Source organism: Undibacterium sp. GW821-FHT11H02 (genome assembly GCF_058808015.1).
In genome coordinates, this window is record NZ_JBXARG010000006.1 from 163856 (window position 1) to 184127 (window position 20272).

The 20272-nt window shown below is 44.5% G+C and carries 19 protein-coding genes and 1 tRNA gene; 14 read left to right on the forward strand and 6 right to left on the reverse strand.

Annotated features, from left to right (window positions below):
• Positions 1-76 precede the first annotated feature (76 nt).
• Genes AC1RR2_RS08535 through AC1RR2_RS08555 form a run of 5 tightly spaced genes read left to right on the forward strand, consistent with a single transcriptional unit; the run spans position 77 to position 3947 of the window.
• Positions 77-646, forward strand: a complete 570-nt coding sequence (locus AC1RR2_RS08535; protein WP_493221830.1) for a dTDP-4-dehydrorhamnose 3,5-epimerase family protein — start codon at positions 77-79, stop codon at positions 644-646.
• Complete coding sequence (locus AC1RR2_RS08540) at positions 643-1863, forward strand: methyltransferase domain-containing protein (RefSeq protein WP_493221831.1); 1221 nt, start codon at positions 643-645, stop codon at positions 1861-1863. Before AC1RR2_RS08535 ends, AC1RR2_RS08540 begins: the two co-directional genes overlap by 4 nt.
• Positions 1864-1900: 37 nt before the next feature.
• Positions 1901-2389 (forward strand): acyltransferase, encoded by a 489-nt coding sequence (locus AC1RR2_RS08545; protein ID WP_493221832.1) that lies wholly within the window; start codon positions 1901-1903, stop codon positions 2387-2389.
• Positions 2386-3201: an NAD-dependent epimerase/dehydratase family protein gene (locus AC1RR2_RS08550; RefSeq protein ID WP_493221833.1), complete on the forward strand. Its 816-nt coding sequence runs from the start codon at positions 2386-2388 to the stop codon at positions 3199-3201. Before AC1RR2_RS08545 ends, AC1RR2_RS08550 begins: the two co-directional genes overlap by 4 nt.
• Entirely contained in the window at positions 3198-3947 is a 750-nt protein-coding gene (locus AC1RR2_RS08555) for a cephalosporin hydroxylase family protein (protein ID WP_493221834.1), read from the forward strand. The genes AC1RR2_RS08550 and AC1RR2_RS08555 overlap by 4 nt, the downstream gene beginning before the upstream one ends.
• Positions 3948-4036: 89 nt before the next feature.
• Here AC1RR2_RS08555 and AC1RR2_RS08560 read toward each other — a convergent pair whose 3' ends face one another.
• Both AC1RR2_RS08560 and AC1RR2_RS08565 read right to left on the reverse strand, forming a co-directional pair.
• Complete coding sequence (locus tag AC1RR2_RS08560; RefSeq protein ID WP_493221835.1) at positions 4037-5704, reverse strand: GGDEF domain-containing protein; 1668 nt, start codon at positions 5702-5704, stop codon at positions 4037-4039.
• A 55-nt stretch (positions 5705-5759) separates the two neighbouring features.
• The gene (locus tag AC1RR2_RS08565; RefSeq protein WP_493221836.1) at positions 5760-6407 is read right to left on the reverse strand and encodes a response regulator; all 648 of its coding nucleotides are present in this window, start codon (positions 6405-6407) and stop codon (positions 5760-5762) included.
• A 184-nt stretch (positions 6408-6591) separates the two neighbouring features.
• Between AC1RR2_RS08565 and greB the strand changes: the two genes are divergently transcribed.
• Positions 6592-7143 carry a transcription elongation factor GreB gene (greB, locus tag AC1RR2_RS08570; RefSeq protein ID WP_493221837.1) on the forward strand — a complete coding sequence of 184 codons (552 nt, stop codon included), beginning with the start codon at positions 6592-6594 and terminating at the stop codon, positions 7141-7143.
• Between the two features lie 9 nt (positions 7144-7152).
• Here the strand turns inward: greB and AC1RR2_RS08575 are convergent, their stop codons facing one another.
• The 4 genes from AC1RR2_RS08575 to AC1RR2_RS08590 form a co-directional block, all read right to left on the reverse strand.
• Positions 7153-9447 (reverse strand): RelA/SpoT family protein, encoded by a 2295-nt coding sequence (locus tag AC1RR2_RS08575; protein WP_493221838.1) that lies wholly within the window; start codon positions 9445-9447, stop codon positions 7153-7155.
• 43 nt (positions 9448-9490) lie between these two features.
• Complete coding sequence (rpoZ, locus tag AC1RR2_RS08580; RefSeq protein WP_186924105.1) at positions 9491-9694, reverse strand: DNA-directed RNA polymerase subunit omega; 204 nt, start codon at positions 9692-9694, stop codon at positions 9491-9493.
• A 27-nt stretch (positions 9695-9721) separates the two neighbouring features.
• Positions 9722-10351, reverse strand: coding sequence for a guanylate kinase (gene gmk, locus AC1RR2_RS08585; RefSeq protein ID WP_493221839.1), 630 nt, complete (start codon positions 10349-10351; stop codon positions 9722-9724).
• A gap of 72 nt (positions 10352-10423) precedes the next feature.
• Complete coding sequence (locus AC1RR2_RS08590) at positions 10424-11326, reverse strand: YicC/YloC family endoribonuclease (protein WP_493221900.1); 903 nt, start codon at positions 11324-11326, stop codon at positions 10424-10426.
• Positions 11327-11514: 188 nt separating this feature from the next.
• On the opposite strand from AC1RR2_RS08590, the gene AC1RR2_RS08595 reads away from it, so the two are divergent.
• From AC1RR2_RS08595 to AC1RR2_RS08630, 8 genes are all read left to right on the forward strand, one after another.
• A complete protein-coding gene (locus AC1RR2_RS08595; RefSeq protein WP_493221840.1) occupies positions 11515-12525 on the forward strand; it encodes a serine/threonine protein kinase in 1011 nt (336 codons plus the stop codon).
• Between the two features lie 48 nt (positions 12526-12573).
• Positions 12574-13509 carry a PP2C family protein-serine/threonine phosphatase gene (locus tag AC1RR2_RS08600; RefSeq protein WP_493221841.1) on the forward strand — a complete coding sequence of 312 codons (936 nt, stop codon included), beginning with the start codon at positions 12574-12576 and terminating at the stop codon, positions 13507-13509.
• A gap of 139 nt (positions 13510-13648) precedes the next feature.
• Positions 13649-14377: a ribonuclease PH gene (rph, locus tag AC1RR2_RS08605; protein WP_493221842.1), complete on the forward strand. Its 729-nt coding sequence runs from the start codon at positions 13649-13651 to the stop codon at positions 14375-14377.
• 39 nt (positions 14378-14416) lie between these two features.
• The gene (rdgB, locus tag AC1RR2_RS08610; RefSeq protein WP_493221843.1) at positions 14417-15001 is read left to right on the forward strand and encodes an RdgB/HAM1 family non-canonical purine NTP pyrophosphatase; all 585 of its coding nucleotides are present in this window, start codon (positions 14417-14419) and stop codon (positions 14999-15001) included.
• Entirely contained in the window at positions 14998-16263 is a 1266-nt protein-coding gene (hemW, locus tag AC1RR2_RS08615; protein WP_493221844.1) for a radical SAM family heme chaperone HemW, read from the forward strand. The genes rdgB and hemW overlap by 4 nt, the downstream gene beginning before the upstream one ends.
• A gap of 260 nt (positions 16264-16523) precedes the next feature.
• A complete protein-coding gene (locus tag AC1RR2_RS08620) occupies positions 16524-17705 on the forward strand; it encodes an EAL and HDOD domain-containing protein (protein ID WP_493221845.1) in 1182 nt (393 codons plus the stop codon).
• Complete coding sequence (locus AC1RR2_RS08625) at positions 17705-19726, forward strand: putative bifunctional diguanylate cyclase/phosphodiesterase (RefSeq protein ID WP_493221846.1); 2022 nt, start codon at positions 17705-17707, stop codon at positions 19724-19726. The genes AC1RR2_RS08620 and AC1RR2_RS08625 overlap by 1 nt, the downstream gene beginning before the upstream one ends.
• Before the next feature lie 159 nt (positions 19727-19885).
• Positions 19886-19975, forward strand: a tRNA-Ser gene (locus tag AC1RR2_RS08630).
• Positions 19976-20272 lie beyond the last annotated feature (297 nt).

Here is a 20272-nt window from a genome sequence, read left to right on the forward strand (position 1 = left end):
GTTCGTCGCTGCTAGAGAAGTGCTAACTTCAATTTGAAGGAATGAAAGCAGATTGAATCAAACAAAGGGGATACATGTGAGTGCAAGTAGTGGATTACAGAGTCAGTCAACTGCTATTCCGGGCTTGTACCTGATTGAGCGCGTTCAGCGTGGTGACGCGCGTGGTTTTTTTGAGCGTCTGTTTTGCACCGAGACTATGCAAAGCTTGGGATGGAATAATGGAATCGCTCAAGTGAATCACAGCTTTACAGCGCAGCAAGGTGCGGTACGGGGTTTGCATTATCAATTGCCACCTTTTGCCGAGAGTAAATTGGTATCGTGTTTGCGTGGTGCGGTGTGGGACGTCGTGGTCGATTTGCGACATGGTTCGCCGAGCTTCTTGCAGCATGTTAGGATCGAATTATCTGAGCAAAATCATCGCAGCTTATTAATCCCTCCTGGATGCGCGCACGGGTTTCAGACACTTAGCGAGAATGTCGATATGTTCTACTGCCACAGCGCTGTCTATGCGCCGCACAGCGAGGCTGGATTGAATATCATTGATCCACGCTTGAAGTTAGATTGGCCATTACCGATTACTCTGAGATCAGAGCGTGATCTAGCCTTTGCTTTTCTCTCAGAAGATTTTGAAGGAGTTAAACTTTGAAATGTCGTCATTGCTCAAGTCAACTTGATGTCGCCTGTTTGGATCTCGGCACTGCGCCGCCTTCCAACTCGTATTTGACGCAGGCGCAATTGTCCTTGCCTGAATCTTATTTTCCCTTACGTTTGTTATTGTGTGAATCGTGTTTCTTGGTGCAGACAGAGGATTTCGCACAACGAGAACTTTTATTCACGGAAGACTACGCCTACTTTAGTTCTTATTCGAGTTCCTGGTTAGCGCACGCACAAGCCTATGTGCTGGCAATGCAACAACGATTTTCATTGAATGCAGATAGCCTGGTGGTAGAGATTGCCGCGAATGACGGTTACCTATTGCAGTATGTGCAGGCACAGGGCATTCCTTGTTATGGAATTGAACCTACCACCAGTACCGCAATCGTGGCGCGGCAGCGCGGCATAGAAATTATCGAAGCGTTTTTCGGCGAAGCATTGGGCCGTGATTTAAGTCAGCAAGGAAAACAAGCGGATTTGATTGCGGCAAATAACGTGCTGGCACATGTGCCAGATATCAATGATTTTGTACAAGGGTTTGCATGTTTATTAAAGCCGACTGGCGTTGCGACATTCGAATTCCCACATTTATTGAACATGGTGCAGTTAAATCAATTTGATACGGCTTACCATGAACATTATTCCTACTTGTCGCTGACGGCGGTGAAAAAGATTTTTGAGTCGAATGGTTTGCAGGTATTCGATGTCGAGCAGTTGAGTACACATGGCGGCAGTTTGCGCGTTTATGCGCAAAGCGGTGCGCATCATGCGCTTTCTGAACGTGTCGCAGATTGTCTTGAACTAGAGCGAGCGGCTGGTATGTTGGAGCGAGATTTTTACCTGAGTTTTCAAAATAATGCTGAGCGCGCGAAATATGCTTTGCTCGAACAATTGATGCAGTTTAAGCGTGAAGGTCTAACTGTGGCAGCCTACGGTGCGGCAGCAAAAGGTAATACGCTTTTAAATTTTGCCGGAATACGTAGTGATCTGCTGCAATTCGTCGTCGATAAAAATCCACAGAAACAAGGGAAGTATTTGCCTGGTAGCCGGGTGGCTATTGTCGATATCGAGTACTTGAAACAACAACGCCCTGATCGAATTGTTATTTTTCCGTGGAATCTGGAGCGCGAAATCACGCAAGAATTATCGTTTGTGCGTGAATGGGGTGCGCAATTTGTGATCGCGATTCCGCATTTAAGAATTTTTTGATGGACAGTAAAAAAACACCCGTTTAGGAGCATTCCTTGTGATTGACATTCATCCACTCGCTAAAGTGTCTAAGCTAGCCGATATCGAAGACTCGATACGAGGCACGAATATCGTAATCGCTGCGCATGCTTGTTTAGATAGTTTTGTGAAGATCAAACCCGCTGGTGGAAGTGGGGACGTCGTTATCGGCGAACGTACCGTGATTAATTCTGGTTGCGTTTTATATACAGGTAACGGAATTCAAATTGGGAATGATGTCGCGATCGCGGCCAATTGCACGTTCGCGCCTGTGAACCATGCTTATAAAGACAAATCACGTCGTATCAATCAGCAAGGTTTTCTACCAAGTCGTGGTGGTATTGTGATTGAAGATGATGTGTGGATAGGTGCGAACGTTGTGATCCTCGATGGCGCCATTTTGCGCACGGGTTGTGTGATCGGCGCTTGCTCTTTAGTGCGCGGTGAAATTCCTGCTTACTCAATTCAGGCAGGTAATCCACTCAAACTATTAGGGTGGCGTGAATGAGTTTGAAACCGCAAGCAACAATAATCGGCGGGCATGGATTTGTCGGACATCATTTAGCAGCACATTTGCGCGCAGAAAGATGGGATTGCGAAGTTATTCCAAGAAATGAAACAGCGATTTCTAATAGACCCCGGGGACATGTGTTCTATTGCGCAGGCCTCACGGCTGATTTTCGTGAGCGTCCGTTTGATACGATAGAAGCGCATGTTAGTTATCTGGCGCAATGGCTGCAATTAGCTAAATTTGATTCCTTGACTTATTTGTCGAGTACACGCGTATATGCGAATGCGGCATCGACCTCCGAAAATGCCACTCTATTGGTAAATCCTGAATTGGGAGGCGATCTTTATAATCTTTCTAAATTGATGGGGGAAAGCCTGTGTTTGCAAAGTGGACGACCAGTGCGTATCGCACGTCTTTCTAATGTTTATGGCTTGCAGATGCCTGAGCAAAATTTTTTGGCAGAAATTTTAAATGCTGCGGCACGTGTAAAACAGGTACGATTTCGTAGCGCACCGGATTCTGAAAAGGATTACATTTCCGTGCAAGAGGTTGTCGCTACTTTACCGCGCATTGCATTAGATAGTGAGAGTGGTATTGTAAATCTGGCTTCTGGTTTGAATATTTCAAATCAGACGATTGCCGATTTTTTGACTAAAGTGGGTGTGGTTTGTGAATTTGAACTTGATGCACCTTTAATCAAATTCCCACGTATTAATACGCAAAAAATAGAAGCAAAATTTGGTAGCAGAACTTGTGATTTGGTGCGAGATTTGCCAAGTCTACTTCAACACTATGGTGAGACATTATGAATCCAATCCAGCAATTCGAAAAAGAACGAGAAGCACGTGTAGAGGCTTTGGCGCAAGATATTGAATTCCAAAAGCAATCACGAGATTGGCTGGAGCAAAGCATGCGTCGCCAATACGTTTACAATTTTTCTTGGCTGGGCCGGCCTATCATTCAAAATCCTATCGACATGATGGCGATGCAAGAATTGATCTGGACCGTGCAGCCTGATGTCGTAATCGAGACTGGTATCGCGCATGGCGGATCAATTATTTATTCCGCTTCTTTACTGGAATTAAATGCTGCCTGCGGTGGCAATTCTGATGCATTCGTTATTGGGATTGATATCGACATTCGAGAGCATAATCGCGAAGCGATACTGCAGCATCCTATGTCTAAACGCATTACGATGTTGCAGGGATCAAGCGTAGCGGATGACATCGTCGCTCAAGTACGTGAATTGGTCAAAAATAAACAGAAAGTGTTGGTCTTTTTGGATTCAAATCACACGCACGAACACGTGCTGGCCGAATTGCATGCCTACGCAGGTTTAGTCAGCAAGGATAGCTATTGCGTCGTGTTTGATACCTTTGTTGAAGATGTTCCCGCAGATGTATTTGATAACCGCCCATGGAGCCCAGGTAATAGCCCTAAGACAGCGGTACACGCTTATCTGGAATCACACCCCGAGTTCGTGATTGATAAAAACATGCATCACAAATTGCAGATCACGGTTGCACCGGATGGTTTTTTAAAACGGATCGCTTAGATTAAAAATTGTGGTCAGGTGTGTAATCTAATGGCAAAAAAGCGGCAACGATGCCGCTTTTGATATTTTTAGCAACTCACAAATCTATTTTACTTTGCCACTATCACCCGATTTTTCCCGGTTTTCTTGGCCTCATACATCGCTTTGTCTGCGCGTTTAACCACAGAATCCTGTGCCTCGTGCGGTGCGCGTAATGCGACGCCGGCGCTAAATGTGATGAATAGACGTTGATCGTTGGCGGTAAAAAAATGGGTGGTCAGTTCGCGCTGGACTCGCGTCATGGCTTTCGCTGCTTCATCTAAGCTAGTCTCTGGCATGACGATCAAAAATTCTTCACCACCATAACGCGCAATCACATCAATAGAGCGCAGGGTTTGCTTGACGATTCTGACGACATGAATCAGAGCTTCATCACCCGCAGCGTGTCCATGCGTGTCGTTGAGTTTTTTGAAGTTGTCCAGATCTAACATCGCAGCGCAGAGTGAAGTGCCGCGCCTATCGGCACGATCCGCTTCACGCTCAAAGATATCATCTAATCCACGCCGATTCAGGCTGCCAGTGAGTTGATCCTCTCTCACCAATTCACTCATTTGTGTGAGTTTATCTTCTAATTCTTTAATGCGGACTTCTGCTTCTTTAACTTCTTTTTGCGCAGCCAACATAATTTGCTGTGAACGACTCGCTTCCGATTGTATGGTTTGCGTTTCGCTCAAGATTTCAACAATGATTTTTTCTACCTCTGCAGTATTTCTGGTGTTTCTGATTTCTTTTGAGTAGCCACTGATTTTTTCTTGGTAATTGGTGGTGGTACTGGTCATCACATCAAGGCGGTCGATAAATGTCGCCATCATGTTTTTGACTGATGTTTTGGATTCTGCAAGGCTATGTTTGAGTGCTCCTTGCTTGTAAATCACGTCCTTAAGGCTGCGCGTTGCCTCCTGTAAAGCGCGATGATCGATAGGTCCTGCAATCAAATTTTGTACGACTTCTATCTGCCCGCGTAACCAATTGTCGTCGTCCAACAATTCTCTGACGTTTTCTAGAAGTAGGGCGAACAGACGTAATAAAAGTTCTTGTTGCTCAGCGGTGTCGCCACTTTTGAGCTCGATCTGAAAGCATAATTGTTTGAGCCTGGCGCTGATTCCATTGAGTTCGTTTTCATGAATGGCCACTTTCACTGCGTCAGCAATCGACTCGGATTCTGCTGCAAGCGCTGGATTGGGCTTGAGTAGAGAGCTTACCGCCATACTCAAAGTTCTGAACAATAGATCCTTGAGTATATTTTCACGAATATTTTCTTCGGGGCCATCATCCACCAAAGAAATTCGCTTCGGTAGCGCATTGACTGCGGCAGGTAGTGCTGGAATTGGATCAACCAGATTATTGTTGGGTTTTGTGTTGATCTTACTTGCTAATTCATTCAAGCCTTTAGCGTAATCTTCCCAATCTTTACCTTTTAAAGCGCGCGCGAACCGATGACCGTAATTGGCTAAATCACCACTGGACTTTTGTAAGGAACTGGCGAAGGTGTTGAGTAAATTTTCTGCTTCACCTGGCGTTAAGTCATCCACGCTACGGGGAGTGGGGATTTCAACTTTTACCGGTTCTATAGTGTCGTCGATACCTGAAATTTCAACATACAGCCGACGGTACGCATCGGGCGTTGGTGCAATGCGTTCCAATGCCAAGCGCTTAAAAGTCTCACGGGCAATATCGGTCGGCGTTTTTGGCGTGACGTTGTTGGACTTTTCTGACATGACATACTTTCGGCAAGATGCGGCTAAGTTTGCGCGCTTAGCGTAGTTGAATATTTTATTCTACCAGTTCGTTCTTGATCGCATAGTGGGTTAATTCAGCATTGTGGCGTAATCTCATCTTAATCAATATACGGGAGCGATATTCACTAATGGTTTTAACAGATAGGGACAATTCTTTGGCAATATCACTAACGCTTTTGCCTGAGGCTATCATCATCATGGTTTGATATTCTCGATCAGATAAAAGTTTATGCGGTTCATTTACATGCTCGTTGTTGAGATTATTTGCCATCTCCTGAGCTAATTCTGGACTAATGAACTTCAGGCCCGATGATACTTGCTGTATTGCTAAAATTAATTCATTCGCCATACACTGTTTGCTGAGAAAGCCAGAGGCTCCCGCTTTTAGCGAGCGAATTGCATATTGGTCTTCGCGGTGAGAGGAAAACACGATCAACGCGATATCGGGAAATTCCCGCTTGATTTGCTTAATCACATCCATGCCATTTCGGTCATTGAGTGCGATTTCTATGAGCATGACGGTGACTTCGATTTGACGAGCCAAACGAATTGCATCTTGCCCATTGACGACTTCGCCAACAATAGCGATATCCTCATCGTCGCGAATAAAATAACGTATGCCGGCGCGCACCACAGGATGGGGATCGACGATCAGCAATTTGATGCGAGCATTTTCAGTCATGCAAAAATCTTTCCTGGCTAGGAACTAGTATCTGAGCATTATTGCATGATGCACCAAGGAAATAAAGTGCATTGAATTACTTGGTATTTTATTTGCTGAGCTTAGCTTGCATAACAAGGTAAAATCAACACTTAATCGGTATGCAGGTTCCCAGAAAAATGACAATAAATTGGAAAGCGATTTCGTGAGTAAAGCATTTGTAAAAGAAACGGATCACGACGATGAGGAAGAATTCGGCGCGCCGCCAATTCCTCCCGGTGTAAAGAATTATCTGACACCGGAAGGACATCATCGTATGAAGACAGAGCTCTTAAATCTTATTGATAACGACCGACCTGAAGTGGTAAAAATCGTTTCTTGGGCTGCGTCGAATGGCGATCGCTCAGAGAATGGTGACTACATTTACGGTAAACGTCGCTTGCGAGAGATTGATCGTCGTATTCGTTTTTTGACGAAGCGCTTGGATTTGGCTGAGATCGTTGATCCCACCGTGCATTTTGGATCTGATCAGGTATTTTTTGGCGCTATAGTCGAATATGAAAATCAGGACGGCGATGTTACGACTATACGTATCGTTGGTGTAGATGAGTTTGATCCCTTGAATGGGAAGATTAGCTGGATCTCGCCGGTTGCTCGCGCCTTAACTAAAGCTAGGGTAGGGGATACAGTCACATTGAAGACGCCACATGGCGTGGATGAGTTGACGATACTCGATGTGCAGTACCCGCAAACTTAGAGTTACGACTTAGGTCGTATATTCTCGGTGAATTTTGCTGACACCATTAAGATGTTTTACATTGCGAATGATGCGAGCCAAGTGAACGCGGCCATCGACTTGAATCGTGAAATGAATTTTGGTCATATCTTTTGATTCGCCATCTTCCATGTTCACGTGACTGATATTCGCATCGGCTTCGCCAATTTCTGCTGCGATACGCGCTAGAGCGCCGCGTTCATTATTGACGATAACAGAGATGCGACAATCAAAGCGGCGATTAAGATCTTCACCCCAAGTAACATCAATCCAACGATCTGGTTCCTTAACTTGCATGCGCTTGGCATTGGTGCAGTCGCTGCTATGAACAACCAGACCTTGATCGCGTTTTAACTGTCCGACTATGCTATCGCCTGGGATAGGTAAGCAGCATGGTGACAATTGCACAGAAACACCTTCGCTGCCATAAATGATCACGGGATCAGGTTTGCTAAGTTTTTCATCACCAATGTGTTGGAATGGAATTGAGGGCGAATCGTTCTCGACTAAATCTAAAATGTGACGGGCAACTAAAGCTGCCATACGCTTACCGATCCCAATATCGGTATGGAGTTCTTCTAGCGTATTGGCACTAGATTCGTTGAGTAATTTATCGACCAGTGATTCAGGTAGTTCAGGATTCAAATGTAGGGAAACGAGTGCTTGTGCCAGCAATTGTTTACCTAGTTCAGTTGATTCATTTAGATTGATGGTCCTCAAATAATGGCGAATCGCGGAGCGCGCTTTGCCGGTGCGCACATAGGTTAGCCAATTCGGCGTAGGACGTGAATTTGGTGAGGTAATAATCTCAACGATATCGCCATTCTTTAATTCGGTTCGCAGTGGTACTGGCTCATTATTGATTCTGGTCGCAATCGCCTGATCGCCGATATCGGTGTGAATGTTATAGGCAAAATCAAGTGCTGTCGCACCACGCGGCAAAGCAAAAATTTTCGATTTTGGGGTGAATACATAGACTGAATCAGGGAACAAATCGACCTTCACATGCTCCAAAAATTCCGCAGAATCGCCTGTCTGCTTTTGAATGTCGAGCAGGGACTGTAACCATGCATGTGTACGTTGCTGTAAATCGGTTAAGCTACCATCTTCATTTTTATATAACCAATGCGCTGCAACACCTGATTCCGCAACTCTATGCATCTCTTGGGTGCGAATCTGGAACTCGACTGGTGTGCCATACGGGCCAATCAGTGTTGTATGTAGCGACTGATAACCGTTTGATTTTGGGATGGCGATGTAGTCTTTGAACTTGCCCGGCATAGGTTTATATAAAGCGTGCAAAGTGCCAAGTGCATAATAGCTGTTCTGGAAATTATCGACCACAATACGGAAGCCGTAGATATCCAGTACTTGTGAAAAGCTCAGCTGCTTATCGCGCATTTTGCAGTAAATGCCGTACAAGGTTTTTTCACGGCCATCCACTTGTGCTTCTAAACCAGCATCGGCCAAAGTTGCTTTGACGGAGGCCATAATTTTGTTCACGACTTCGCGACGGTTGCCGCGCGCCGCTTTGATTGCTTTCGCCAGAGTTCGATAGCGTAGCGGATAAATATGTGCGAAGGAAAGATCCTGCAATTCACGATAAATATTATTTAGACCAAGTCTATGCGCAATCGGCACATAGACTTCCATGGTTTCGCTGGCAATACGTCGTTGCTTTTCAGGCGACATTACGCCTAGAGTGCGCATATTGTGCAGGCGATCTGCTAGCTTCACCAGAATTACGCGTACGTCGCGAGCCATCGCTAACAACATCTTGCGGAAGTTTTCGGCCTGAGCTTCTATGTGACTTTGAAATTCGATCTTTTCTAATTTGGAAAGACCATCCACCAATGCAGCCACTGGTGCACCAAAACGCTCAATTAGTTCTTCTTTTTTGACGTCTTGGTCTTCCATCACATCATGCAATAGAGCTGCCATGATGGCCTGTACATCCAGTTTCCATTCGGCGCAAATCTCAGCAACAGCGATAGGGTGCGAGATATAAGGTTCGCCCGATTTGCGCACCTGTCCCAAATGCATTTCGTCTGAAAAACGATAGGCCTCCTTGACTTGTTTCAAGTCAACTGGCGATAGATATTCAGAGAGACGGTTGGTGAGTGCGGTAATTGATGCTACTGCGTTCGCTTGCGGCGGGATAGTCGAATGGGTTTCAGACTTAAATTTGTTACGTGGGTTTCTTGCAGGTGTTTTTTCAGACGAGTGTGATGCTACTGCTAGATCAGTGTTGGCTGGGGTGAGCGATTTGTCGTCTTGCAAATTCATACTTGGTTCCCAGCCGTTTCACGTTAGTCGCGCGATTCAGAAATTAGAATGGGACTTTTTTCAGCATCTCGATGCCGATTTTGCCTTCCGCGATTTCACGTAATGCGACCACAGTAGGTTTATTTTTAGCTTCAACTTTTGGTGTGTGACCTTGCAGCAATTGACGTGCGCGATAGGTTGCACATAAAGTTAATTGAAAACGATTTGGGATCTGTTTCAAAGAGTCTTCAACGGTAATGCGTGCCATATTATTTCCTTAGAGCGTTTGATTGATTTATATGCCCAACTGGGCAAAGAGTGCGGCATTGCGCACGGATTGTTGCGAAGTGCGGCAACGTGTGGCTTTCACAATTGCACTCAATTCTGATAGAGCTAATTCAAAATCTTGGTTGATGATAACATATTCGAACTCTGGCGCGTGCGCGATTTCACCGCCAGCAGCTAAAATTCGTCGACTAATGACCTCTTGAGAGTCTTGCCCGCGCTTATTTAAGCGCTCATTGAGCGCTTCCAGCGAAGGGGGCAAAATGAAAACGCTGGCGACATCAGGGAATTGTCGCTTGACCTGTTGAGCACCTTGCCAATCGATTTCTAACAAAATGTCGGTTCCTGCTTGCATAGCTTCTTGAATCAAAATCTTGGACGTGCCGTAGTAATTGCCATGAACCTCAGCAAATTCCAAAAATTCACCATGATTTTTTCTGTTGAGGAAATCGTCTATGGTAATGAAGTGATATTCCCTACCGTTTTGTTCGCCCGGACGCGGTGCTCTTGTTGTAAATGAAATTGATAATTTTAATCCCGGCTCTAATTTCAACAGCGCATTGACTAATGATGACTTGCCGGCGCCCGATGGTGCGGAAACCAAAAAAAGACTGCCGGAAGTAGTCGGATTCGTGCTCATGGCAACTCACTAAAAAATGAAATGGGTAACTGAATTGTAGGATCGTTTTTTAAAACTATTTTCATTTTTAAATCATTCTAAATTTTGCACTTGTTCACGCATTTGCTCAATTAAAAGTTTCAATTCCATCGATGCATCGGCGAGTTCTTTTAGAGCGGCTTTAGAGCCTAAAGTGTTGGCTTCACGGTTTAATTCTTGCATCATAAAGTCCAGGCGCTTACCGACTTGTCCGCCTTTTTGTATGATCTGACGCGTTTCTGCCAAATGCCCAGAGAGTCGAGCTAGTTCTTCATTGACATCGATGCGTATGCCGTACACGGTGACTTCCTGACGAATTCTATCGAGTACCTCATCACGGGAAATCGTTGGTATGGTGTTGCCTCCCGCATTGTTTAGGGCTATGCCCAGCGCCTCTTCTAAGCGCGCAATTGCTTTGTGTTGGAATTGTTGCAAAACCGTTGGCAGTAAAGGTGTAATTCGCAATACGATGGCTTCCATCTCGTCTACGCAACGTAATAAGACGGCGGCGAGTGCTGCACCCTCACGAGTACGGCTTTCAATAAATGCTTTTAGCGTCAATTCTATGGTGGCCGTGATCGCGTCTTGTAAATCGTCGGTGTTAATTTCAGATTCTTCGATGACGCCAGGCCAGCGCAAGATATCTGCCATACTCATCGCTCTGATAGCAGGAAATTGAGACTGCAAGCTAGTTTGGAATTCCTGTAGCTGCGTTAATACTTCTGCATTGAGTCCCTTAGTCTGCGTGCTAAGCTTACTTTTACCGAAACTAAAACGACACTCGACTTTGCCGCGGTGCAGGCGTTTGCTCAAGGTGTCGCGAAAAATGGGTTCGACCGAGCGAAACTCATCGTTAATACGAAATTGCAAATCTAAGAAGCGAGAATTGACACTCTTAATTTCTATCGTTATTGTTCCAGCGTCTGTTTCTTTTGTGCTGGTAGCGTAGCCAGTCATGCTAAAAATGCTCAATTGATTTCCTTCGATTCGTGTTGTGATTATGCGAATTGTTTAATGATTAATCATTTATTTGTCTATCAAAGTCGATTGACGCAAAAACGACACTGTACAATGCAAGTCAATGTAATGAATAATTTCTCAGCTAATTTTCTTCAGCTATTTTTCTAAGTGAGACCACATTTACTATGGCAGCACAAAATAACGCACCATTGCCTGACGGTTTGGAAATAGCCGGGTACCGTATTGTAAAGAAAATTGCCTCAGGTGGCTTTAGTATTGTTTACTTAGCTTCAGATGAAGACGGTAATGCGGTTGCAATTAAAGAGTATTTACCTAGTTCTTTGGCTTTGCGACAAGTCGGTGAATTGGTGCCTGCCATTTCTGCTGAAAATTTTCCTGTCTACCGTATAGGGCTCAAATGCTTCTTTGAAGAGGGGCGTGCTCTGGCGCGTATCTCTCATCCGAATGTCGTTAGCGTTATTAATTTTTTTCGGGCGAACGAAACTGTTTATATGGTCATGGCCTATGAATCTGGTCGTTCTTTACAAGAGCATATTTTGCGTCGACGTGATAAAGGCGAGAAACCGCTAGTGTCGGAACGTTTTATCCGTAAGATGTTTAATTTGGTGATGAATGGTCTGCGTGAAGTACACACGAATAAACTACTGCATTTGGATTTAAAGCCAGCCAATATTTATTTGCGTATGGATGGTACGCCAATCTTGCTCGATTTCGGTGCCGCGCGCCAGACTCTAAAAACCGATATGCCTAAGCTTTATCCTATGTACACGCCGGGATTTGCAGCGCCAGAACTCTATGTGAAAAATAGTAACTTGGGACCCTGGACTGATATCTATAGCATCGGTGCCTCGATGTTCGCTTGTATGGTCGGCGCACCACCTCAGCCGTCCGATCAGCGTAAAACCAACGATAAAATGGAAGCACATTTTAAAAAGTTGGAAGGGACTTATTCCGCAGAACTGATCGACGTAGTTCGTATGTGCCTGAAATTGGATCCTATGGAGCGCCCGCAGAGTGTTTTCGCCTTGCAAAAGGCGCTGACGCTGAAAGCACCGCCACAGCGCGAATTAACTTTCTTCGAAAAGACAAAATTAAAAGTCGCTAACTTGTTGGGCAAGGATAAAAAAGAAGCTGAAGAGGGTGATTTTACGACCATACAGGAAGACACTATCTGAACATTGATACTGCTTAATCCTCAATAAATGAATTAAATTAAAAAAATTATGCGCTTTTCAGTCTATCAAGAGAGTCATATCGGTGGTCGTAAAGTCAACCAAGATCGCATGGGGTACAGCTTTACCCGCGATGCAATTTTGTTGTTACTGGCCGATGGTATGGGCGGTCACATTATGGGGGAAATGGCAGCGACTATTGCCATGCAAACCATAGGTAGCCTTTTTCAAAAACAAGCGCACCCCATGATAGATAAGCCGGAGCGCTTTTTAGAAAAAGGTTTTTTATCGGCGCACAACGAAATCCATCGCTTTAAGTTATTGAAGAATTTGCCAGAGACGCCACGTACTACTATCGTTGCCTGTCTGATTCAAAATGGCAACGCCTACTGGGCTCATTGTGGTGATTCGCGTTTGTATTGGATGCGTGACGGTCAGATTTTGTTGCGTACAAAAGATCATTCACGTTTAGAAACCTTGATTGAACAAGGCAAAGTTGATCCCTCAGAGCGAAATACTCATCCTGACAGAAATAAACTATTTAATTGTTTGGGGGCGCCACATGCGCCTATCGTCGAGCTGTCGCGTCGGGCTTCATTGCAGGCAGGTGATTTGATTATGTTGTGTTCTGATGGCTTGTGGGGTGTACTTCCAGACCATATTTTGGCGCAGCGCCTGCATGAGCAAACGATAGTGCGTGCTATTCCTGAATTAGTGAGTAGTGCGGTCGAAATCGCCGGCCGTCAGGGAGATAACGCAACGGCCTTGGCGATGATGTGGGAAGGCAACGATATACTCGAAAATTCCTCCATTATTTCTACCAATACTTTGCCTATAGGCTCCATTGCGACCACGATACAAGTGCCGGTGGATGTTGACGATGAAAACGCTGAAGCCGATATTTTTAATGATGAAGAAATCGAAAAAGCGATCGACGAAATTCGAAATGCGATCCATAACTCCACCCGCTTAACTAATAAAACTTAGGACTTACGCAAAATTGCGCTGGCTAGGCGGAGAGCCGAAGTCAGTACAAATGTACGGCGAGGCGAGTCCAACGACGCCAGAGTCTGTTTTGCGTAAGTCCTAAAACTTAGAAATTTAGATAACCAATAAGAGCTAATTTATGTCAGAAGTTATTCGCCCTAGTGCCCGTTCAGCCACGGCATTGCGCGCCATCCGTTTTACCCGCCATTACACTAAGCATGCCGAAGGTTCAGTGTTAGTCGAATTTGGCGATACCAAGTTAATTTGTACTGCCAGCATAGAAGATAAAGTGCCTGGATTTTTGAAAGGTCGCGGCCAAGGTTGGTTAACTGCCGAATATGGTATGTTGCCTCGCTCCACCCACACCCGAATGGATAGAGAAGCGGCCAAAGGCAAACAATCTGGGCGCACGCAAGAAATTCAACGCTTGATCGGTCGCTCTCTACGTGCGGCATTTGATCTGGAAGCATTTGGTGAGCGTACTTTGCACTTGGATTGCGACGTTATTCAGGCTGATGGTGGTACTCGTACCGCTGCGATTTCCGGCGCCATGGTGGCCGCCTATGATGCGTTTTCAAAGCTAGTTGCGAAAGGAGTGATTTCTGCTATTCCGGTTAAGCATTTTGTCGCTGCTATTTCGGTCGGCGTATATCAAGGTGTTCCCGTTTTGGATTTGGATTATTTAGAGGATTCTAATTGCGATACCGATATGAATGTGGTCATGAATGAGCAAGGCCATTTTATCGAAGTACAAGGGACAGCAGAAGGTGCTGCATTTGATCGCAAAGTATTGAATGAACTTTTGGATTTAGCGGATGCCGGTATACGTGACATTATTGCGAAACAAAAACAAGCTTTAGAGATGTAAATTCATCTAACCGGTATCAATCAATAGAAGTAAAGTACGATGAATAAAAAAATTGTTTTGGCATCCAATAATGCCGGAAAACTCAAAGAATTTCGTCAAATTTTGGCACCGCTAGAGATAGAATTAATTGCTCAAGCCACCTTAAATATTCCTGATGCCCCCGAGCCATTTTTTACCTTCGTCGAGAATGCATTGACAAAGGCGCGTCATGCTGCGCGTATGTCTGGTTTAGCTGCGATAGCCGATGATTCTGGGATTTGCGTGAATGCATTGGGCGGTGCGCCGGGTGTGTATTCAGCACGCTATGCTGGTGAACCGAAATCCGATCAAAGAAATAATCAAAAGCTGGTCGATGCTTTGCGTGAAGTGGAAGATCGCTCAGCTTATTATTACTGTGTTTTGGTCTATGTGCGTTCTGAACGTGACCCGCAACCTGTGATTGCCGATGGTCGTTGGTCTGGGCAAATTATTGATCAAGCCAGAGGTAGTGAAGGTTTCGGGTACGATCCCTATTTCTATTTGCCCGAGTTTCAGCAAACTGTTGCTGAGCTCAACGCTGAGCAAAAAAACAGCTTGTCACATCGTGCTCAAGCACTACAAGAATTACTCAAGAAGTTAAGATGATTCCAATTAAGCCCATCTCATCGTCGGATAATTTAGCTACTGATGCGACACGTGACAGACAAGAAAAGATGCGCAATATCCCAGGTGAAGTGAAGGCGAATTTTCTTGCACCTGGCGTACTCAATTTGAGTACTTTGCCACCTTTGTCCTTATACATACACTTTCCCTGGTGTGTGAAAAAATGCCCCTATTGTGATTTCAATTCGCATGAAGTGAAAACTTCGTTCGATGAGGATCTTTATTTGACGGCGCTGCGGGCAGATCTTGAAGCTGCTATGCCTATGATTTGGGGCCGCAAAATTTATACCATTTTTATTGGCGGTGGTACACCAAGTCTGATGTCGGCTGCGGGCCTTGATCGCATGCTGTCTGATTTGCGCAGTTTATTACCGATTGATGCGAACGCTGAAATCACGATGGAAGCCAATCCAGGAACATTTGAAGCAGAAAAATTTCGCCAGTATCGCCTGAGTGGTATTAATCGTTTGTCGATAGGGATACAGAGTTTCAACTCTCAGCATTTGTCTTCATTGGGACGTATTCACAATGGTGATGAAGCTAAGCGAGCGATAGAGATCGCAGCGAAAAATTTTGACAATTTCAATTTGGATTTAATGTTTGCCTTACCCTCGCAAACGTTGGAAGAATCAATTTCAGATCTCGAAACAGCCTTGAGTTTTCAGCCAAATCATCTCTCTTTATATCATCTGACTTTGGAACCAAATACTTACTTTGCAAAGTTCCCACCTATCATTCCAGACGATGATTTAAGTGCGGAAATGCAAGAGCAAATTCAGACCCGTATGGCAGGGGCTGGCTATCGTCACTACGAGGTTTCTGCATTTGCCAAGCCGGGGCACGAGTCTCGCCATAATTTAAATTATTGGAATTTTGGCGACTATTTGGGCGTTGGTGCGGGGGCGCATTCTAAGTTGTCCTTCCCGCATAGGATAGTCCGTCAGGTGAGACATAAGCAACCCAAAGCATTTATGGATAGCGCATTGAAAGGCGATGCAATCCAAGAGAGTAATGAAATCAGCAAAGATGAATTAGGCTTTGAATTTATGTTGAACGCTTTGCGTCTTAATCAGGGATTTGATACCTCACTATTTTTTGATCGAACTGGTCTAGTCTTAAATTCGATAGAGCAGCAATTGCTGCTAGCAGAGCAAAAAGGTCTGATATCGCGCGACCATTTGCGCATTGCTCCGACAGATTTGGGCCGGCGATTTTTAAACGATCTTCAGCAAATGTTTTTGTAGAGCTAGGACTTTATCGATCGAATATCACCCCGGCTTTTTAGTCGGGGTTTTGTTTTTTGCGCGCAATCACTTCAGAGACAAAAATCTCGATTCAGTCTCGAGAAACATTTTTACGTCTTATTAAGCCAACAATAAAAAATTTTTATTGGCGACATTAAAAATGCTCTTGCAATTGTGTAAATTTCAACTTACTATCAGGATATAAATTGCTTTAAAGCACTTGATTGTAAGAAATTAAAAAGACGGAGAAATTCTACCCAATGACGCCGATAGTTTCATTATTGCCCGTGGTAAATAGCCAGCAAAAATTGGTTGCATTGTTACCAGATTTTTCCGTATGTAGTGACGAATCTCGTTTTCAGTTAACCAGTTTATTGGCGCAACTTGAAAGTTTTGAACGGCTATCAAGTCTGCAACTAATCCTGCCTTTGCATAGTCCATTGTCCGTCACTCCAGATTTTGAGAATCGCGATTATTGTAAGAATTTGGTGCTGTGTTTTACAGAATCCGAGTGTGAGTCAAAAGAAGCGCAACAGATCCTTAAGCACCTAAGCCAGTCTGGCTTACGTATTATGATGGATGAATTTAGCTCTAAATCTTCGTTGATTTGGCCTGATACCAAAGGGGTTTCTGTCAATTGCAAAGCGGGTATTCCTGCGCATGTGCAACCTTGGATTTTTAGTTTGCAACAGAGCCAGCATTTAGCAAAAAATGTCGACACGGTATTTTGTTTGAGCAAGGCTCAAGACGCTGGTTTTAGTTTGTTTTCTGGCGAATTTGCTTTCTCGGCTGAGAGTAGTTCTCGTAGCACAGATCCGACCGCGCGATCACGACTTTTAAAGTTACTTGGATTGGTATCTAAGGACGCTGACGCGAAGGAACTAGAGAGTTTGTTTAAGCAAGATCCGACACTTTCGTTTATGTTATTCAAACTGGTCAGTTCAGCGGCATTTGCACAAACTGTAAAAGTAGCTAGCTTTGTTCAAGCAATTAACTTGCTCGGTCGCCGTCAACTTCAGCGTTGGCTGCAATTGTTGTTATATGCCCGGCAAAACGGACAGGGTACTAGCTTAAATCCTTTGATGTTACGTGCGGCGTTTCGAGCCAGTCTGATGGAAGCGCTGTGCCGTCAAAATGGCGGCGACCGGGATCAGCAAGACTGCGCTTTTATGACAGGAATGTTTTCCTTGCTGGGCTTATTATTTGCGTGTCCTTTGTGGGAAATATTGAAACCATTAAGTTTGCCAGATGAAGTGCGTGCGGCCCTGCTGGATGGAGAAGGGCGAATGGGGCAATTTTTGAGTTTGACGGAGCGGGCCGATCGCGCTCATACGTCCGACTTGGATAAAGCGACAAATGCGCTGGGTCTCTCCGTCGAGACTTATTACGAGAGCCTGACACAAGCTTATTGCTGGGTTAATCAAGTTTGTCAGGAACTATGATGACTTCACAACTTGATCTTCAACATGAGATTTTGCTCGGCGTAGAATTATGCGAAACAATCTTGAGTGCTGATGAGCAAGCATTAGAGTCTGGCTTAAATCGAATTCTCAGTGTTTTGTTTTCCGATCATGAAATCGCTTTTACGCGAAACAAGCCATTAACCGGACAGGCTCAGCTACTTACCGAAATTTGCGCAGAAAATTATTTTGTGATCTCAGGTAAACGTGGCGCAATGACTGAAAGCGATTTACATAAATTGAATCAGTTAAGCGCGCTCACTGCTCGCTTGTTTGCAAAGCGATTAAGTCTGAACTCACAATTTAGTGCGGCAATGAAGTCGCAATTGATTCATTCTCAGATTCTTGATCAACTTCATGAATCGGTCATTACGATGGATTTGGCAGGTTTCATCTTAAGTTGGAATCTTGGTGCCGAAAGATTGTTTGGCTATACCGCAGAGGAAGCGATAGGGCAAAATATTTTGTTTTTGTATGAGACTGAAGATGCGAATGACTTGCCTGCGAGAGATATCTTTCTTGAGCGTGGTGGCCGTGAAATGGAAGTCAAGCGCCGCAAGAAAAGTGGTGAAGTTTTTTGGGCCAGCTTGAGTCTATCCACCTTGTTTGACGAGTATCAACAGCCTGTTGGTTTGATTGGCTATCTAAGCGATATCACAGAACGCAAACGATCTGAAGAACGAATCAATCATCTAGCGTATTACGACGTGCTAACTGATTTCCCCAATCGTAGCTTGTTTAAAAAACTGGTTGATAGCGCGCTCCAACAGAGCTATCGTAATGATGCTTCGGTGTCAGTCATGTTTGTCGATTTGAATCGCTTTAAGCCGATTAACGATACGCTGGGTCATGGTGTCGGTGATCTGCTATTAAAGCAAGTAGCAGAACGTTTTCGTGCTGCACTACGCGATAATGATGTTATTGCACGATTAGGCAGTGATGAATTCGCGATTGCGATATTGGATGTTAAACAGCATTTTCATGCTGGTCTGGTCGCCCAAAAAATCTTGGCTACTTTGGAAAGCGTTTTTTCCATTGATGGACATGATTTGCGTCTGGGTGCCAGTATAGGGATAAGTATCTACCCACAAGATGGTGGCGATGCTGAAGCGCTGTTGCAGAAGGCGGACATCGCCATGTTTAAGGCCAAACGTTTAATCGACAAAGCGGGTGGTGCTTACACGTTTTATGATGCAGAAATGAATCGTACGATTTCTGGTCGTATGTACCTGGAGTCAGGCCTGCGACGTGCATTGCAACGTAATGAATTTTTCCTGCTGTATCAGCCTAAGCTCGACGTCCAAAGTGGCAAGGTATTGGGAGCTGAAGCGCTAATCCGTTGGGCGCATCCGCAGGACGGGATCATTCCGCCGAATGAATTTATTCCCATTGCAGAGGAGACCAATTTAATTTTGCAAATAGATGCATGGGTTTTAGATGCTGCCTGTGCCCAAGCAAAATCTTGGCAAGACGCGGGTGTTCAGCCTTTCCGTATTGCGGTCAATGTATCGGCTCGTGAATTCACGGTATCGCTGCCAGAACGTATAGAACAAGCGCTGAGCAAGCATCAAATTTCTTCGGGTTGGCTAGAGTTGGAAATTACCGAGAGCATGTTGATGCAAAATGCAGAAGATGTGGTGGCGATCATGTCGCAAATCACCGCTTTAGGAGTGACCTTGGCTCTGGATGATTTTGGTACCGGTTTTTCTAGTCTGTCTTACTTGAAGCGTTTTCCGATCGATACCTTAAAGATAGATCGCTCATTTATTCAAGGCATCCCCGACGACGTGGATGATTGCGCAATCGCCAGTGCCATCATTAGTTTGGCGAAACAAATGAAACATAAAGTGATTGCTGAGGGTGTCGAAAATAATGAGCAATTTGCCTTTCTGCAAAAAATGGGCTGTGATGAGATTCAGGGATATCTATTCTCCAGACCGCTCGATGCAGAGAAGTTTTCAGAAGTGATGTTAAGAAGTTTTAGTTTCCCCTCATTTTACTAATTGAGTTAATCGGTGACTTAATCAGCAGGTCAAATAAATAAGCTATTAAAGAATTTTTCTGAAAAAGTTCACAAGAAATCAGAAAAACTCGCTATAATGCAGGGCTTGAGAGATTGGTTCGAATTTATTTGCGCTGAAATTTCAATGTTGTACTAAGACGGAAGTGTGGCCGAGCGGTTGAAGGCACTAGTCTTGAAAACTAGCGAGGGTGAGAGCCCTTCGTGAGTTCGAATCTCACCGCTTCCGCCAAGAATTTAAGAAGCCCTTGATTTTTCAAGGGCTTTTTTTATTTGTAAAAGAATCCTGAATGTTCTAACTTGCCTTAAAGAAGTTCATAGTCATATTGATAGTGTTGGTGTGATAACTGGAAAAAAAGAGGAAGTCAAAGTTAGAGAAGCCGCATTAGACTAGATGCCTACTGTATAATTTATTGATTATTAAAGATAAATTGAGCAAAGTTAAAAAGATGTCGGCACAGTTTGTTAAAGATGTTTCTCGCGTCAATTTAGTCTTACCCATATCGAATGCGATATCCTTTTCTTTCCT

Coding starts and splice junctions, on each gene's coding strand:
- rpoZ (WP_186924105.1), bottom strand. CDS start 9,694: ATGGCACGCATTACCGTTGAAGACTCTTTGAAACAGATCCCAAATCGT.
- hemW (WP_493221844.1), top strand. CDS start 14,998: ATGATTCCAATTAAGCCCATCTCATCGTCGGATAATTTAGCTACTGAT.
- AC1RR2_RS08595 (WP_493221840.1), top strand. CDS start 11,515: ATGGCAGCACAAAATAACGCACCATTGCCTGACGGTTTGGAAATAGCC.
- rdgB (WP_493221843.1), top strand. CDS start 14,417: ATGAATAAAAAAATTGTTTTGGCATCCAATAATGCCGGAAAACTCAAA.
- AC1RR2_RS08600 (WP_493221841.1), top strand. CDS start 12,574: ATGCGCTTTTCAGTCTATCAAGAGAGTCATATCGGTGGTCGTAAAGTC.
- AC1RR2_RS08565 (WP_493221836.1), bottom strand. CDS start 6,407: ATGACTGAAAATGCTCGCATCAAATTGCTGATCGTCGATCCCCATCCT.
- AC1RR2_RS08560 (WP_493221835.1), bottom strand. CDS start 5,704: ATGTCAGAAAAGTCCAACAACGTCACGCCAAAAACGCCGACCGATATT.
- AC1RR2_RS08620 (WP_493221845.1), top strand. CDS start 16,524: ATGACGCCGATAGTTTCATTATTGCCCGTGGTAAATAGCCAGCAAAAA.
- AC1RR2_RS08590 (WP_493221900.1), bottom strand. CDS start 11,326: ATGACTGGCTACGCTACCAGCACAAAAGAAACAGACGCTGGAACAATA.
- rph (WP_493221842.1), top strand. CDS start 13,649: ATGTCAGAAGTTATTCGCCCTAGTGCCCGTTCAGCCACGGCATTGCGC.
- AC1RR2_RS08550 (WP_493221833.1), top strand. CDS start 2,386: ATGAGTTTGAAACCGCAAGCAACAATAATCGGCGGGCATGGATTTGTC.
- gmk (WP_493221839.1), bottom strand. CDS start 10,351: ATGAGCACGAATCCGACTACTTCCGGCAGTCTTTTTTTGGTTTCCGCA.
- AC1RR2_RS08555 (WP_493221834.1), top strand. CDS start 3,198: ATGAATCCAATCCAGCAATTCGAAAAAGAACGAGAAGCACGTGTAGAG.
- AC1RR2_RS08625 (WP_493221846.1), top strand. CDS start 17,705: ATGACTTCACAACTTGATCTTCAACATGAGATTTTGCTCGGCGTAGAA.
- AC1RR2_RS08575 (WP_493221838.1), bottom strand. CDS start 9,447: ATGAATTTGCAAGACGACAAATCGCTCACCCCAGCCAACACTGATCTA.